This window comes from Janthinobacterium sp. GW822-FHT07H11 (genome assembly GCF_058798615.1).
Window position 1 is genome coordinate 2,027,930 of record NZ_CM179507.1, and the last position, 14,851, is coordinate 2,042,780.

At 63.5% G+C, this 14,851-nt stretch carries 13 protein-coding genes; 3 read left to right on the forward strand and 10 right to left on the reverse strand.

The genetic code is table 11. From position 1 onward, the window contains the following. Positions 1-75: 75 nt before the first annotated feature. The 9 genes from AC3RCJ_RS09080 to AC3RCJ_RS09120 form a co-directional block, all read right to left on the reverse strand. Positions 76-1,326, reverse strand: coding sequence for a TerD family protein (locus AC3RCJ_RS09080; RefSeq protein ID WP_492963836.1), 1,251 nt, complete (start codon positions 1,324-1,326; stop codon positions 76-78). Then, positions 1,323-2,297 (reverse strand): HpcH/HpaI aldolase/citrate lyase family protein, encoded by a 975-nt coding sequence (locus AC3RCJ_RS09085; protein ID WP_492963834.1) that lies wholly within the window; start codon positions 2,295-2,297, stop codon positions 1,323-1,325. The genes AC3RCJ_RS09080 and AC3RCJ_RS09085 overlap by 4 nt, the downstream gene beginning before the upstream one ends. Next, complete coding sequence (locus tag AC3RCJ_RS09090; protein WP_492963832.1) at positions 2,290-3,396, reverse strand: cysteine protease StiP family protein; 1,107 nt, start codon at positions 3,394-3,396, stop codon at positions 2,290-2,292. Before AC3RCJ_RS09090 ends, AC3RCJ_RS09085 begins: the two co-directional genes overlap by 8 nt. Then, positions 3,393-4,145, reverse strand: coding sequence for an HAD family hydrolase (locus AC3RCJ_RS09095; protein WP_492963830.1), 753 nt, complete (start codon positions 4,143-4,145; stop codon positions 3,393-3,395). Before AC3RCJ_RS09095 ends, AC3RCJ_RS09090 begins: the two co-directional genes overlap by 4 nt. Beyond that, positions 4,123-5,280: a phosphoribosyltransferase domain-containing protein gene (locus tag AC3RCJ_RS09100; RefSeq protein WP_492963828.1), complete on the reverse strand. Its 1,158-nt coding sequence runs from the start codon at positions 5,278-5,280 to the stop codon at positions 4,123-4,125. The genes AC3RCJ_RS09095 and AC3RCJ_RS09100 overlap by 23 nt, the downstream gene beginning before the upstream one ends. Next, positions 5,277-6,314, reverse strand: a complete 1,038-nt coding sequence (locus tag AC3RCJ_RS09105) for an ATP-grasp domain-containing protein (RefSeq protein WP_492963826.1) — start codon at positions 6,312-6,314, stop codon at positions 5,277-5,279. The genes AC3RCJ_RS09100 and AC3RCJ_RS09105 overlap by 4 nt, the downstream gene beginning before the upstream one ends. Before the next feature lie 95 nt (positions 6,315-6,409). Then, a complete protein-coding gene (locus AC3RCJ_RS09110; RefSeq protein WP_492963824.1) occupies positions 6,410-7,129 on the reverse strand; it encodes a TIGR00266 family protein in 720 nt (239 codons plus the stop codon). Between the two features lie 132 nt (positions 7,130-7,261). Further along, entirely contained in the window at positions 7,262-7,837 is a 576-nt protein-coding gene (locus AC3RCJ_RS09115; protein ID WP_492963822.1) for a TerD family protein, read from the reverse strand. A 99-nt stretch (positions 7,838-7,936) separates the two neighbouring features. Further along, positions 7,937-9,019, reverse strand: coding sequence for a DUF475 domain-containing protein (locus AC3RCJ_RS09120; RefSeq protein ID WP_492963820.1), 1,083 nt, complete (start codon positions 9,017-9,019; stop codon positions 7,937-7,939). A gap of 254 nt (positions 9,020-9,273) precedes the next feature. Here AC3RCJ_RS09120 and AC3RCJ_RS09125 point away from each other — a divergent pair, with 254 nt between their 5' ends. The 3 genes from AC3RCJ_RS09125 (at position 9,274) to AC3RCJ_RS09135 (ending at position 14,340) form a co-directional block, all read left to right on the forward strand. Further along, positions 9,274-9,699, forward strand: coding sequence for a divergent PAP2 family protein (locus AC3RCJ_RS09125; RefSeq protein ID WP_492963818.1), 426 nt, complete (start codon positions 9,274-9,276; stop codon positions 9,697-9,699). Positions 9,700-9,939: 240 nt separating this feature from the next. Then, positions 9,940-11,115 (forward strand): efflux RND transporter periplasmic adaptor subunit, encoded by a 1,176-nt coding sequence (locus tag AC3RCJ_RS09130; RefSeq protein WP_492963816.1) that lies wholly within the window; start codon positions 9,940-9,942, stop codon positions 11,113-11,115. 3 nt (positions 11,116-11,118) lie between these two features. Next, entirely contained in the window at positions 11,119-14,340 is a 3,222-nt protein-coding gene (locus tag AC3RCJ_RS09135) for an efflux RND transporter permease subunit (protein WP_492963814.1), read from the forward strand. A 94-nt stretch (positions 14,341-14,434) separates the two neighbouring features. Here AC3RCJ_RS09135 and AC3RCJ_RS09140 read toward each other — a convergent pair whose 3' ends face one another. After that, entirely contained in the window at positions 14,435-14,770 is a 336-nt protein-coding gene (locus AC3RCJ_RS09140; protein ID WP_492963812.1) for a hypothetical protein, read from the reverse strand. Between the last annotated feature and the right edge of the window lie 81 nt (positions 14,771-14,851).

Consider the following 14,851-nt stretch of genomic DNA (forward strand, 5'->3'; position numbering starts at 1 on the left):
TAAGAAAATGGGGATGCTTAAAAAGGTACAGGGCAAGGCAATGCAACGCCGCCATGGACTTTTTTAAGCGTTCCCTCAGTCTTTGCGGCCGGCTTTCCAGTTCAGGCCAAAGTTGTAGCGTTCGTCCATGGCCTGGTGCGCCGTGATTTTACCTTGGCCGCCGAAGTATTCCACCAATTTCGTCACCTGCAGGTTGCCGCCGTGGTTTTCCAGCATGGCGATGGCGCACATGGCGTGCTGGCTGTCGCTGTCGAGCCGCACTTCCACGGTCGGCTGGCCCGGAATCTCGATCGTCACCACGCCATCCGTGGCCGCCCAGTTCGGCACGCCTTCGTAGATGAAGGCGTAGACGAGCACGCGCTTGATCTGGTCGAAATGGGTGCCGTTGATGAAGATGTTTTCACCGCTGCTGACGCTGCCCGTGCGGTCGTCGCCTTCCAGGTGGATGTACGGTGGCCGGTCATACGCGCCCCAGCTGTTGCCCAGCGCCTGCACGGCGCTCTTGCTGCCATTGCTCATCTCGAACAGGCAGCCGATATCGAGGTCGATGCCGCCCGCGCGGCCGGCCGGCTTGTTGAACAGCTTGCCGAGGAAGCCCGTATCGAGCTTGGAGGCGGGCGCCTGGCCCTGCGATGCGTTCTGGTTCCAGTTCAGGTTGACCCGGATGCGGCCATAGCCGCCGCTGTCGCGCTTGTCGAGCGAAATCTTGTCGCCGCGCTTTTCCAGGCGGATCTTCGACAGCGAAATCTTGTTGGCCGCTGGCGGCGGCGGTGGCGGGGCCGCCGGTGCGGGCGCGGAAGCCGGCGCCGGCGAGGATTGCGCCGCCTCGCTGCCGCCGAAGTGCTTCAGCAGCGCCGCCAGGCCGCCGGCGAAACCCTGGCCCACGGCACCGAAGCGCCAGCTGCCGTCGCGGCGATACAGTTCGCCGATGATGACGGCTTTCTCGTCCTGGAAGTCCGTGCCCGTGAAGGCGAAGGTGGCGGCCTGGCCCAGCGCCATGCTGGACGCGCCCAGCGCGCGCATGCTGCCCTGTTCCGTCGCCGCCGTGAATACCAGCTTGTCGATCGAGGCGGGCAGGCGGGCAAGGTCCACCTGGAAGGTGGAACGGGGGCCGTTCAGCTCCAGCGCGACGGCGTTGTCCGGCGCGCTTTTCTGGTTGTAGAACACCATGTAGCGGTCGTCCGACAGCTTGCCGGCCGCGTCGACGCCGAAGCAGCTGACGTCCACTTCCATCGAGCCGGAAGCGATATCGAGAGTGACGGCAAACGGACCGTTCAAGCCCAGGTCAGCCAGTTTGCCTTTTTGTCCGCGTGTGAAATTGCTCATGGTCGTGCAGTCCCTTCGTCGCTGGTGAGTTGAGTTGGATTGGAAGCCGGCGCGCCGCCATCGGCGGCGTGGCGGATGCCGAACAGGCGCGCCTGTTCGATGATGCGCTGCGCCCAGCTCGAGTGGGTCGCCACCTCGCACATCGATTCCTGCATGCGGAACACGGCCGGGCTGTCCGGGTCGATGATGCGCAGGGCCAGTTCGATGTCCGACTGCGCCACCTGGTAGTGGCGTTCGATCTGCGGCACCTGGTCCGGGTGGATGGCGGTCTTGGCGATCATGCCGTGCGCCATGTCCTGCGCCACTTCGGCATCGAGCCAGCTGCCCTGCGACAGGTGCTCGAAGACGGGCGCCGTCAGCTGGAAGCCGTGCGGCTTGAAAATCGTCACCAGGCGGCCGATGACCTGCCCCAGCGGCGTCTGGTAGATGGTGCCGCTGGTGGGGCGGCGCAAGCCCAGCAGGGCTAATAAATCGTTGCCGCCGATGCGCAGCGCCAGGATGCGGCGCCGTACTTCCGGCGCGGACAAGGTGATCCTGAACTGCTTCATTTCCTCGTCGTCGAACACTTCCGCCGTTTCCAGGGTCGGCATCAAGAGGTGATGCGTGTGGCGCACCTGGTCGAAATACGCGGCAAAATTGTGGTGCGTGGACTTGGGCAGCACGAAGCCGCTCAATTTGTCGGCGCCGGGCATGGCCAGCACGCGCGCCAGCACGTCGACATTGCGCACGCGCACGAAACGCAAGGTGTCCGAATCTTCGCGCATGTTTTGCAGCGCCAGCGACAGGTTGAACAGTGCATAGCTGAGGTCGCGCTCGGCGATGGCGTCTTCGGTGCAAAAGATCACCGAACGCAAATGGCTGAATTTGTCGCCATTGGCGATGGCCAGCAAGTCCTTGTGCGTGGTCGGCACATACATGGAGGCGCCTAGCGCCGCCTTGTGTTCGCTTTGTGGGTGTATGGAGTTATCCATCGACTGCGCTCCTGATGAGGGCGACCGCCTGGTAAGGCAGCGCCGGTTCTACGGTGACGGGTATGGCCTTTTCCTGCGCCAGAAGCAGCAAATGTGCCACGTCGGGCGCATTCGTGTCGCGCACGATCAGGCGCTCCGGCACGCGGCGCAGCAGCACGCGCGTCGCTTCGCCGATGCCCGGCTTGATCAGGTTGATGTCGCTGATGCCGTATTGCTGCTGCGCGGCGGCCATGTAGGCTTGCGAGCGGGCCGCCATGGCCGGCGCATCGCTTGCCTCGGCCAGCGGGATGCCGCTGCTGGCGGCAATCGCCATGGCGTCGGCCACCAGGCCGTCGGCGAAAGCGCGCGACTGGTCGTGCTGCTCGAACTGCGCGTAGTACACGCAGCCGTGGAAGTCGCCGGGGCCGATGGCATCATTGAGCACGGAGCGGCTCACCAGGCCCGAGACGGTGGCGTTCAAGATGCTCGACGGGATCAGGTAGTCGCTGGCCGAGGCGGCGCAGGCGGCCGTGCCGGCCAGGTCGGACAGCACGAACAGGCCGCCGTCGATGGCCGTGCCATTGGCGGCGTTGAAATCGTGGACCGTCTGGCGCAGTTCGCGCGAAATCACGCCCTTGCCGGTCCAGCCGTCGACGAAGACGATGGACTCCGGCGCATGGCCCTGCGCCAGGATGTGCTTCAAGGCGTTCGCATCGATGCCGCGGTCGCGGATGATGGAGACGGAATAATGGCGGCACTCGCGCTGGAAGACCTGGCGCAGCAAATGGCCGAGGATGACGCCCACGGGCGTGCCGGCGCGCGCCAGCGACACCAAAGTGACGGGGCCAGCGCGGCGCGCCGCGATCAGGGCGGCCAGGCGCAGGCAGTCGCGCGCCATCTGCAGGCGGTTGGCGGCAAATGCGCTCTGGAACAGGGCCAGGTAGGCGGGTGAGGGCAGCGACTCCGGTGACAGCATCTCGCTGTAGTGGCGCTGGCCGGACTGGATCAGACGCTCTTTTTCGGCCAGGTCGAGGATGGGTTCGAGCGCCATCGGCGTGAGCAGAAATTCCACGTCTTCCTGGCGGTAGCTGCCGCTGAAATGCTGCGTGCTGTCGGTCATAGCGCCGCCACCGTGAGTGCCGCCAACTGGGTGCCGTTGGGGATGATGGCGTAGTCGCAGGCGGCCATGAAGCGCGCGTCCGAACGGCTGTCGCCCATGCCGAAGCTGACGATGGGGCCATGTTCGGCTTCCAGCTCCGCGCGCAGGTAGGCCACGGCGCGCGCCTTGTTCAGGCTCTTGGGCAGCACGGCCAGGTTGTTGCCGTTGCGGTGAATGAAGTAGTCGGACCCTTCGGTCGCGATCCACTGCAGCAGCACCTGCTCTTCGATGTCGGCCAGGCGCTCGCCGCGCGCTTCATGGTCCTTGACGACGATGTAGAACGGCGTGTCGTAGTCCTCGATCAGGCGCGCGCGCGAGGGCATGCCCGTCTTGGCCTGGAAATCGTCGATGATGCGCATGGCGTCCCGCAGGCCGGGCAAGGCCGTCTGCATGTCGTTCTGCATCAGCGCCAGCCAGCCCGCGTCGAGCGCGCCGCCCGGCTGCAGCACGATGCCGCCGTAATCGAGCACGCTGTAGCTGGTAAATGGCAGGTCGACGCGGCGGAACGCATCGCCATTCCTGGCCGTGGCGGGTATCAATGTCATGCCGCTTTGCGCAAACTCAAAGAAGGCGCGCTGGCGCGCCGTCGTAAACGAGCAGGCATCGCCATTTTTCAAATAGGCGGCCGGCTGCAGCCCGGTCTCGCCCGGGCATTTTTTCGGGGTCTGGAACAGTGTGTCGTCCAGGTCAACAAACAGGAATTTCTTCAATTTTGGTCTCTGACTGAAAGTGGAACAGGCGGCCATTCAACTGGCCGGCGAGTTGCATGAGGGCCGGGCTGGCCGGGGTTTCATGGCAGATGAACACGTGCCGGTACTGGCCAGGCGCCACGTTGTACAGGTAGTTGGCGATGCCTTCGCCGTAATTGTCGTCGCAGTTGACGATATGGCCGACGGAACCCCATGACAGGATGGGCGAGCGCGTGGTCGACTGCACCACCACGCTCTTGCCCAGCGCTTCGAGCTCGCGCGCCAGCAGGAAGGACGGGTGCATGAATTCGCCCGTGCCCAGCACCAGCACGGAGTCGCCGGCGCCGATTTCCTGCGCCAGCTGCACGGCCAGGCCTTGCGGCGGGCTCAGGGCACGGCTCACGCCGATGCGCCCGAACGCGGGGCTGGCGCCCCGTTCCGCATTCGCCTCGAAGCGCTGCGCGCTGGCCGCCACGGGTGCCGGCGCAGCGCCGGCCTGGAAGGCGTAGTGGCCGGACAGCGCCGCGCCTATGCTGGTAGGCAGGCCGAAACGTTCACTCAGGCCCGCGTTGGCGGCCTTGCCCATGAAATTGGTGATCACGCCCAGGTGCAGCTTTTCCAGCTGCGGATAGCGCGCGCGGCACACCTGCACCAGGTTGGCGAAGGTATTGCCGGTCGATGCCTCGTCGTCGATCAGCACCAGGCTGCGCGCCGTGGAAAACAGCGCGCTGGCCGCGTCCGACAAGTGTAAAAACTGGCGCGGCGCGTGGCTGTGCGATTCCTCGAATTCGAAGAAGGGCACCGTGCCGACGCGGTAGCGCGAGCTGTGCAAAAACAGGGCCTTGCCGTTCGGGTTGGCGCGCAGCCACGCCTCGAACACGCCCTGGCCCAGGCCGACGGCCGTTTCGGCCATGGCGATGAAGACCACGGGACCGGGCAGGCTGGGGGGAATTTGCGCGGCCAGGTCGGCGTGGATGGCTTGCATGGCGCGCGGCGTGACGGGCCAGTGCTTGCCCAGCACCTTGGACAGGAACAAAAAGCCCCGTTTGGCGTTGGCGCGCGCGGCAAAGCCGATCAGCCAGTCCAGCGGAAAGCGCGCCTCGTCCACCTTCAAGGTCAGCTCGCCCGTGGGCATCTGCTGCTTGACGATATTCATGGCAGCTCCACGGCGTAGGCGGCTTCCGCCACGCGCATGCCCTCGAGGATGGCGGGCACGGCGAGCTTGTCGAAACCCTGGTCGAAGCCGGCCAGCGCCAGGTAGGGCAGGTTGGGACCGGCTGCGCACGCCATGCCGATGCCGCCCGACATGCGCGGATTGATTTCCAACAAAGCCAGGCCATTCGCGCCCTCGCGGAACTGGATGTTGAAGACGCCGTTCAGGCGGTAGTCGCGCGCCAGCTTGTCGCAGGCGGCCAGCAGGTCGGCGCGCAGTTCGATCAGCTGCCCGCTGCCGCCCCCATGCAGCTTCTTGCGCGGCACGGCGCAAATGAGGGCGCCCTGGTCGGCGACGCAGTCGGCGCTGTATTCGTGGCCGTCCAGGTACTCCATCAGCAGCAGGGTCTTGAAGGTTGCCATCTGCGCCAGGCCCGCGCGCAGCTCTTGCGCATTGACCTGGTAGGCGGCGCCGGCCAGCAGCAGCTGGGCGCTGCTGCGCTCTTCATCGAGCACGGCAAAGCCCAGGCCATACACGGATTCCGAAGGCTTGATGCACAGCTTAGGATAGCGAGGGCGCAGCTCGGCGTAGGCGGCGTCGTATTCTGCAATGGTGGTCACGGCGCGGTAGTCGGCCGGGCGCGCCATGGGCAGGTCGAGGCCGTCGCAGAAGCGCGCCTTGTCGTGCATCAAGGCCAGGGTGTCTTCGCTGGCCACGCTGAGCACGCGCGTGCCGATGGCGGCAAAGCGCGCGCTGGCGCTGCCGACCAGGCCCGCTTCCTTGCCGGGCCAGAAAATGGTGATATTGCGGTCGCGGCAAAATTCCAGGCACCACTCGACATAATTGAGGCCCGTCAGCCCCGAGGGTTCAACTGCGTATTCATGCGCCGACAAAAAAGCGGCCGCATGCGCGTTCGTATTGCTGCACACGATGTGGTAGCGGGGCGCACCGCTAGTGGCGGCCATGTCGGCCTCGCGGATCAGGCGCATGGCCGTGCCGACCGAGGAAAATGTTTTGTTGAACCAGACTCTTTGCATGTACGGGGACCGGGTAAAGAAAGGAAAAGCCGCGCGCAGGTGCGCGCGCGGGCAGTGTAGCCAGAAAAACTTAACCTGGCCTTAGATAGAGGGGATCAGCCGGCCTTGCCGCTGGCTGTCCATTTCAGGAACGCATCGCGGTTGCGCGAGCAGATGAAGACCTTGCCCGAGCCGGAAAAGCGCAGCACGATGCCTTCGCCGCTGGTCACGCTGTTGACGATATTGCCGAGGAAGCCGCCGATGCCGCCGCCGCCGCCCGAGCCGCCGCCCGTGGTCACGGAAATCTCGTATTTCAGGCTGTTGTCCCAGCAGACCACGTGGGAATTGTCGATCACGACGTCCTTGCCCGGCTCGACGTCGAGCTGGAACATGGAGCCGAAGCCCGACACCACCACTTGTCCCGTGCCGGCCGTCTCCATGACGAAGAAGCCGCCCGACTGGGCGAACAAGGCGTTGCCGATGCTTTGCGTGCGCACCTTCATTTCCGTGCCCGCAGTGGCGGCGACAAAGGCGCCGTCGTTGAGCAGGTACTGGCGCGCGCCCACGTCGACCACTTCGATGGCGCCCGGCAGGGTGGGCGAGAGCAGGCAGTCGCCGCTGCCGCGCACCGCTTCGATATGCTGCTGGAAGAACGATTCGCCGTTGGCGAAGCGGCGCATGATGGCGCTGCCCAGGCCACCCGTCATCTTGCCCTTCAAATCGAGCGCCGTTTCCATCATCACCATCGCATCCGATTCGCAATAGATGGTTTCGCCCTGTTTCATGCTGACGTGCAAGAAAGGATCGACGTCGCCGGTGACACTAAATACTGGCATGATAAATCTCCAAAAAAAAAGCCGCCTGATCTGTGCAGGCGGCAGCAATGATATGACATTAAGATAATTCACCTCGGAAAACCGTCACGCGCACGCTCCATGCGCGGCGCAGCAGGTTTAACGAGCGTGAATTTAAGCGTTCACGCCGAACGAGCGGGCGAGGGGGCCCAGGCCGCCGTTGAAGCCCTGGCCGATGGCCTTGAACTTCCATTCGCCGTTGTAGCGGTAGATCTCGCCAAAGATCATCGCCGTTTCCGTCGAGCTGTCTTCGGACAGGTCGTAGCGGGCGATTTCTTTTTCGCCTTCCGCGTTCAGGCAGCGGATGAAGGCTTTCGAGACCATGCCGAAGTTCTGGCGGCGCGCGTCGGCGTCGTGAATCGTCACGGTGATGCTGATGCGCTCGATGTCGTTTGGTACGCGGGTCAGGTCGATTTCGATGCGTTCATCGTCGCCTTCGCCTTCGCCGGTCTGGTTGTCGCCCGTGTGGACGACGGAGCCGTCGGTGGACTTCAGGTTGTTGTAGAAGATAAAGTCAGAGTCGCCACGGACTTTGCCGTCGTTTTTCAGGAGGAAAGCGCTGCCGTCAAGGTCGAAGGTGGCACCGTCGGTCGAGCGAGGATCCCAGCCGAGGCCGATGATGATCTTCTTCAGGTTCGGTGCTTCCTTGCTCAGGTTGACGTTGCCGCCTTTTTGCAAACTGATTGCCATGTGGTGCTCCTTAAATAATTAAACTCGATCATGCCTTCATGGGATGAGCGCAAGGCGCTCGTGCCATTACTCTCTCAATTGGGGGCGGAACCCCCGATTTCAAGCTTGTGCCGCGTGCCGCTTGCGATAGCGCAAGGATGACCACAGCGAGACCAGGATGAAGGCCACGCCCGACAGGCCCGTGAACCACTCCGGAATATGATACTTGACGGACGCCAGCATGATCAGGGCCAGGATGCCGATCGCATAGTGCGCGCCGTGTTCCAGGTAGACGAATTCGTCCAGGGTACCCTTGTGCACCAGGAACACCGTCATGGAACGCACGAACATGGCGCCGATGGCCAGGCCCAGCATGATGACGACGACGTCGTTGGTGATGGCAAACGCGCCGATCACGCCGTCAAAGCTGAACGAGGCATCGAGCACTTCCAGGTACAGGAAGCCGCCGATGCTGCCGCGCGCCACCGTTTTCACCAGGTCGCCATTGCCGCTTTTCGCCGGCGCGGCGCTGTCTTCAGCATCATCCTGCAAGTCCGGCTCGCCTTCTTCCAGCAAGCCGCTGATCCAGTTCACGCCGATGTAGACGGCGATGCCGACGATGCCCGAAGCGAGCACGCTGTATTTTTCTTCCACCGGGCCCATGGCCACGCAGGCGGCCACGGCGCCCATGGTGATCAGCACGGCCAGGCTTTCCGTGCCCAGCGCGTTGACTTTTTCCTCGGCCCAGCCCAGCCAGTGCAATTCCTTCTCGTCGTCGAACAGGAAGTTCAGGAACACCAGCAGCAAAAAGGCGCCGCCGAACGCCGCCACCTGCGCGTGGTTGTCCGTCAGGTGCTTGGCATACACGTCCGGCGTGGTGGTGGCCATGGTCCATACGTCAACCAGGCCCAGCCCCGTGGCCACCGACACGATGACCAGCGGGAACAGCAAGCGCATGCCGAACACGGCCACGAGAATACCGACCGTCAAAAACAGTTTTTGCCAGAACTCATTCCAGTGACGCAAGACCGAGGCATTCACCACGGCGTTGTCGAACGAGAGCGACACTTCCATGATGCCCAGCACGCCCGTGATCCACAGCGCCTGGATCATGCCCGAGGTGCCGCCATGGCTGTAGCCCCACCAGCCGGAGACCGCCATCAGGACGAAGGTAACGAAAAAAGAAATTCTGAAATGCCGCATGGAAACCCCGTTGCAAATGTGAAAAGACGTTTGATTATCAGCGCCCTTGTACGCGCCACTAGCAGTGTTGATATACGTCAATTGTTGTATATGCCATGATTTTATATTACTTGCCGCCGCAGGCGGCGTTTTATACGGCAGCGATTCGCAGTTCTGCTGGCGCGTCCGATCTGCGATAATTGCGGCGCGCCAGCCCGGCCGCCGCAAGCGGCCGCGGCCGGCACCCTGACTACCTATACAAGAAGGAATTACCCGTGGATATCGCCTACCTCGTCACGCCCCTGATCACCTGGATACTGGTCGGGCCGATCAAATTCCTGATCAACAGCGCCCGCACGCGCCAATGGGCGTTCGGCCTGGTCGGCAATGGCGGCTTTCCCAGCAACCATAGCGCCGTCGTGTCCAGCATGGCCACCCTGATCGCCCTGCGCGAAGGCATCGGCCATCCGGCCTTCGGCGTGGCCGTGACCTTGGCGTTCATCGTCATCATCGATGCCAACAGCCTGCGCCAGCACGTGGGCAAGCAGGCCGCTGCCATCAACCGCCTGGCGGGAGAGGCGGCCAGCGCCGCGCACAAGACCTTGCGCGAGCGCATGGGCCACACGCTGGTGGAAATCGCCGGCGGCCTGTGCACGGGCGTGGCCATCGGTTTCCTGATCAATTACGTTGTCGGCCGCTAAGCGTCTTTCCTCCTGAAACGCAAAACCCCGCCCAAGGCGGGGTTTTGCGTTTCAGGGCGTAAAAACTACGTTTCATCCATAGATTAAAGCATTACAGGAAACCGCCGATTGACATGGCCGGATACGCTCATGGATACTTTGGCGCTTGTGGTTTTAATAAAAATAAATGCCTGTTGTCGCCTGCCTGCCCTATCCGGGCCGCCGGGCCGGTAGCGGCGCTATCTATCCGGAGAATTACCCATGTTGCGCAAAACCCTGTTTGTTCTGGCAATCGCTTCTGCCCTGGCCGCTTGTGGCAAAGAGTCCAAAGATCCTGGCAAAGGCGCTGGCAAGGACGGCAAGGAACAGGCGGGCGCCAGCGTCAATCTGCTGATTTCGCCGGAAGATGTGCTGACCATCCAGAGCAATGCGCTGGCATCGGGTCCCGTCATCACCGGTTCGGTGCAGCCCGAGCGCAATGCTGACCTGCGCGCCGAAGTCTCGGCCGTGGTGATCCAGGTCATGAAGGAAAATGGCGAGGCCGTCAAGCGCGGCGACGTGCTGGTGCGCCTGGACGAAACGTCCATCCGCGACAGCCTCAATTCGGCCGAAGAGGCCAGCCGCGCCGCCAGCCAGGTGCTGGAGCAGTCCGAACGCATGTTCCAGCGCATGAAGACCCTGCGCGCCTCGGGCATGACCTCGACGCAGGCGCTGGAAGACGCGGAAATCCGCCGCAACAATGCGCAGAGCGATTTGTCGGCCGCGAAGAGCCGCGCCGCGCAGGCGCGCCAGCAGCTGCAGCGCACGCTCGTGCGCGCGCCGTTCGACGGCATCGTGAGCGAGCGCAAGGTGTCGAACGGCGATACGGCGCAAATTGGCAAGGAATTGATCAAGGTCATCGATCCGACCAGCATGCGCCTGGAAGGCCTGGTGTCTGCCGACAAGATCGGCGTCGTCAAGGTGGGCCAGCCCGTGCTGTTCCGCATCAACGGCTATCCGGGCCAGGATTTCGCGGGCAAGGTGCGCCGCGTCGATCCGGCCGCCAACGCCGTCACGCGCCAGGTGGCTGTGCTGGTCGATTTCAATGACAAGGAACAGCCGCGCGTGGCCGGCCTGTATGCGGAAGGGCGCATCGAAGCGGCCACCGTCAGCGCGCTGATGATTCCCGATTCCGCCCTGGTGAAGGCGGGCGACCAGACCTACACGTGGAAGATCAAGGACAAGGCCCTGCAGAAGGCCGTCTTGCGCATCGGCGCGCGCGATGTGCGCACGGGCCAGTGGGAAGTGCAAAGCGGGCTGGCCAGTGGCGACACCGTGCTGCGCACGCCCGGCTCGACCTTCAAGGATGGCCAGAAAGTGGAGCTGACGGCGGCCAAGGCCGTGCCGGCCGCCGCCGTGGCCAGCAGCAGCACCGCCGTTGCCGGTAAAGGAAACTAAGCCATGTTCCTTTCCGATTTCAGTATCAAGCGGCCCACCGCCACCATTGTCCTGATCCTGGCGATGATGTGCGTCGGCTTGCTGGCGCTCAAGAAACTGCGCGTCAACCAGAACCCGGACGTCGAAGTGCCGTTCATCGTCGTCAGCATTCCCTACCCGGGCGCATCGCCCGATACGGTCGAGCGCGAAGTGGTGAACCGCCTGGAAAAGTCGCTGCAAAGCATTTCCGGCGTGACCGAAGTCAATAGCAGCGCCAATGAGGGCTCGGCCAGCATCTTCATTCAGTTTTCCTTCAAGACGAACCTGATCGAGGCGTCCGACGATATCCGCAACGCCATCGCTTCCGTGCGCTACAAGTTGCCGCTGGAGATGCGCGAACCGATCCTGCAGCGCATCGACCCGTCGGCCGAGCCCATCATGCAGCTGGCGCTGTCGTCGAGTGTGCAAAGCCATGCGGAAATCTCGCGCCTGGCCGAAGATGTGCTGTCGGACCGCTTCCGCGCCGTTGACGGCGTGGCGCTGGTGAACGTGGGCGGTTCGCTGAAACGCGAATTGTCCGTGCTGCTGCGCGCGGAAAAGTTGCGCGAATACAATGTTTCCGTCAGCGACGTCGTCAACGCCCTGCGCAACCAGAACACGAATGCGCCGGTGGGCAAGGTGCGCGGCACGCTGGACGAGAAAAGCATCCGCCTGGTCGGCCGCATCGAGTCGCCGGCCGATTTCGAGCAGGTGGTGATCAAGCGCCGCGGCGAAGAAATCGTGCGCCTGGCGCAAGTGGCGACGATCGAGGATGGTTTTGCCGAGATCAACACCTTGAGCGTGCGCAGCGGCAAGCCGAACGTGGGCATATCGATTACCCGCGTGCGCGACGCCTCCACCGTCAGCGTGGCCAACAAGATCCGCGACATGGTCGAGGAAATCAACAAAACCTTGCCGAAAGGCACCTTGTTGCAAGTGACGCGCGACGGCGGCGAAAACGCCCAGCATAGCCTGAACAACGTGATCGAATCGCTGGTGTTGGGCGCGGTGCTGACGATTTTCGTCGTCTACGCCTTCCTCAACTCGTGGCGCTCGACCCTGATCACGGCGCTCAGCCTGCCCACGTCCGTGATCGCCGCCTTCATTGCCGTGTGGCTGTGCGGCTTCACCCTGAACTTCATGACCTTGCTGGGCCTGTCGCTGGCCATTGGCGTACTGATCGATGATGCCATCGTGGTGCGCGAAAACATCGTGCGCCACATGCAGATGGGCAAGGACCGCCGCACGGCGGCGCTGGAAGGCACGGCCGAGATCGGCATGGCCGTGGCCGCCACCACGTTTTCGATTATCGCCGTGTTCATCCCCGTGGCCTTCATGCCCGGTATCTCGGGCGAGTGGTTCCGTCCGTTCGCCCTGACGGTGACGTGCTCGGTGCTGGTCAGCCTGGGCATCTCGTTTACGCTCGACCCGATGCTGTCGGCCTTCTGGGGCGACCCGATCGAGGAACATGCGGCGCCGAAGAAGGGCATCGGCCGCGTGCTGGAGAAATTCAATCACTGGTTCGACCACCAGGCCGACCGCTACGGCAACGTCATCGCCTGGGCCCTGCATCACCGCCGCTGGATGGCCGTGATCGCTTTCGGCAGCCTGGTGGGCGCCATCGCCCTGCATGCCACGCACGGCGGCACGAGTTTCCTGCCAGCATCCGATTCGGGCAATCTGATGATCAATGTGCGCACGCCATCGTCGAGCAGCATCGAGTATTCGCGTTTGAAACTGGAAGCGGCGGCCGTGCTGGCACGTACCTTGCCTGAAACCAAGGATACCAACAGCTCCGTCAACGCGAACGGCGGGCGCGTGTATGTCGATATCGGCAAGCGCAACACCCGCAAGCGTTCGGCCAAGGAAATCGCAGTCGAGCTGCGCGAGAAGATGTCGCGCCTGGTGGGCGCCGAATATGTGGTGCAGGATGACTTGAGCAATGGTTCGCAAAAGCCGATCCAGGTGGAATTCACGGGTCCCGATTCGCGCAAGCTGATGGAAATCACGAATGCCTATATGGACAAGATGCGCCTGATTCCCGGCGCCGTCGACGTGGGCCTGTCGGAACAGGATCCGAAGAACGAGCTGCAGATTGAACTCAACCGTGGCCTGGCCAATTCGATGGGCATTTCCGTCAACGATGCGGCGCAATCGTTGCGCGTGGCTTTTGCCGGCGTGGAAGTGGGCGACTGGGTCGATCCGACGGGCGAGACGCGCGACGTGGCCGTGCGCCTGCATCCCGATGACCGCGTGGCGTCCGAGAATATCGAACGCCTGCCGATCAGCGTGACGGGCACCTCGCAAATGGTGCCGCTCGACCAGATCGCTACCATTACCATGGGCAAGGGGCCGTCCGGCATCGAGCACAAGAATGGCAAGCGCACGATCACCGTCTCGGCCAATGCGCAGGGCCGCTCGAATGGCGAAGTGACGAGCGATGCCATGAAACTGGCCAAGTCCATCGATTTCCCGCCCGGCTACGGTCTGGCGCTGGGCGGCGCCGGACAGGACCAGCAAGAGCTGTTCACGGAAATGCTGATCGCGCTGGTGATGGGTATCGGCCTGATGTATTTGATCCTGGTCATGCAGTTTGGTTCCTTCACGGCGCCGGTGGCCGTGATGATGTCCTTGCCGTTGAGTTTGATCGGCGTGGTGGTGGCGCTGGTGATCACGAACAACACCCTCAACCTGATGAGTTTTATCGGCATCATCATGCTCATGGGCCTGGTGGCCAAGAACGCCATCCTGCTGCTCGATGCGGCGCGCAAGCGCGAAGAAGAGGGTTATGGCCGCGAAGACGCGCTGATGTATGCGGGCCGCATGCGCCTGCGCCCCATCCTGATGACGACGTTCGCCTTGATCGCCGGCATGTTCCCCGTGGCGCTGGGCCTGGGCGAGGGCGGCGAGTTCTATCGCCCGCTGGCGATCGCCATCATCGGCGGCACCATCACGTCGACGATCCTGACCTTGCTGGTGGTGCCGACCTTCTATGACAGCATCGAGATCGCCCGCGATGGTGCTGTGGCCAAGTTCCACCGCCGCGCCGGGCGCATGCCCGTGGCGTTTGCGATGATACTGACCTTGCTGGAATGCGTGCTGACCCTGCTGCTGCTGCGTTTTGTCTACCGCATGCTGAAGAAGGCCGTGCTGTTCCTGACGGGACGTCGCGCGCCGAAAGCGGCACCGGTCGGCTTGCAAAAGTAAAACCGGGTCAAGGCCGGCAGGCGCTGTGCCGTGCTGTATGCAAGGAGCCTTCCGTGGAAGGCTCTTTTTTCGCCTGTCAGGAAGGCGCGCCGGCTCAGCTGCTGCGCGGCGGCGGCGTGGTGTTGCCCGTACCCGTACCCGGCGTGGTGCTGTTGTTGGGCGGCACGCTGGGCGGTGGCGTGGTCGTGCCGTCGGGATTGGTGGTGCCCGGTGTCGCGCCTGGCGTGGCCGTGTCTGGCGCGGTCGTTCCCGTGCCCGTGGCGCCGCCTGTGCCGCTGGTGCCCGAGGTGGCGGCGGGCGGCGTGGCGGTGGTCGCTGGCGGGGAGGCCGTGGTGGTGCTGTCGTTGCGTTTGTTGCAGCCGCCCAGCAGTGCGCACACGATGGCGCTACCGAGGACGAGCTTGCTGGTACTGAGGAGTGGGGCCGTCATGATGGATCCTTTCACGGTGGATGGCTGTCGTGGAAAAGAGGACATTGCCAGGCTGTACAAGCTCTACAAGGCTGGCATCGC

Bases quoted from the DNA above. Each gene is read 5' to 3' on its own strand.
- AC3RCJ_RS09080 (WP_492963836.1), bottom strand. From the start codon at position 1,326: ATGAGCAATTTCACACGCGGACAAAAAGGCAAACTGGCTGACCTGGGC.
- AC3RCJ_RS09085 (WP_492963834.1), bottom strand. From the start codon at position 2,297: ATGGATAACTCCATACACCCACAAAGCGAACACAAGGCGGCGCTAGGC.
- AC3RCJ_RS09090 (WP_492963832.1), bottom strand. From the start codon at position 3,396: ATGACCGACAGCACGCAGCATTTCAGCGGCAGCTACCGCCAGGAAGAC.
- AC3RCJ_RS09100 (WP_492963828.1), bottom strand. From the start codon at position 5,280: ATGAATATCGTCAAGCAGCAGATGCCCACGGGCGAGCTGACCTTGAAG.
- AC3RCJ_RS09105 (WP_492963826.1), bottom strand. From the start codon at position 6,314: ATGCAAAGAGTCTGGTTCAACAAAACATTTTCCTCGGTCGGCACGGCC.
- AC3RCJ_RS09110 (WP_492963824.1), bottom strand. From the start codon at position 7,129: ATGCCAGTATTTAGTGTCACCGGCGACGTCGATCCTTTCTTGCACGTC.
- AC3RCJ_RS09115 (WP_492963822.1), bottom strand. From the start codon at position 7,837: ATGGCAATCAGTTTGCAAAAAGGCGGCAACGTCAACCTGAGCAAGGAA.
- AC3RCJ_RS09120 (WP_492963820.1), bottom strand. From the start codon at position 9,019: ATGCGGCATTTCAGAATTTCTTTTTTCGTTACCTTCGTCCTGATGGCG.
- AC3RCJ_RS09130 (WP_492963816.1), top strand. From the start codon at position 9,940: ATGTTGCGCAAAACCCTGTTTGTTCTGGCAATCGCTTCTGCCCTGGCC.
- AC3RCJ_RS09135 (WP_492963814.1), top strand. From the start codon at position 11,119: ATGTTCCTTTCCGATTTCAGTATCAAGCGGCCCACCGCCACCATTGTC.
- AC3RCJ_RS09140 (WP_492963812.1), bottom strand. From the start codon at position 14,770: ATGACGGCCCCACTCCTCAGTACCAGCAAGCTCGTCCTCGGTAGCGCC.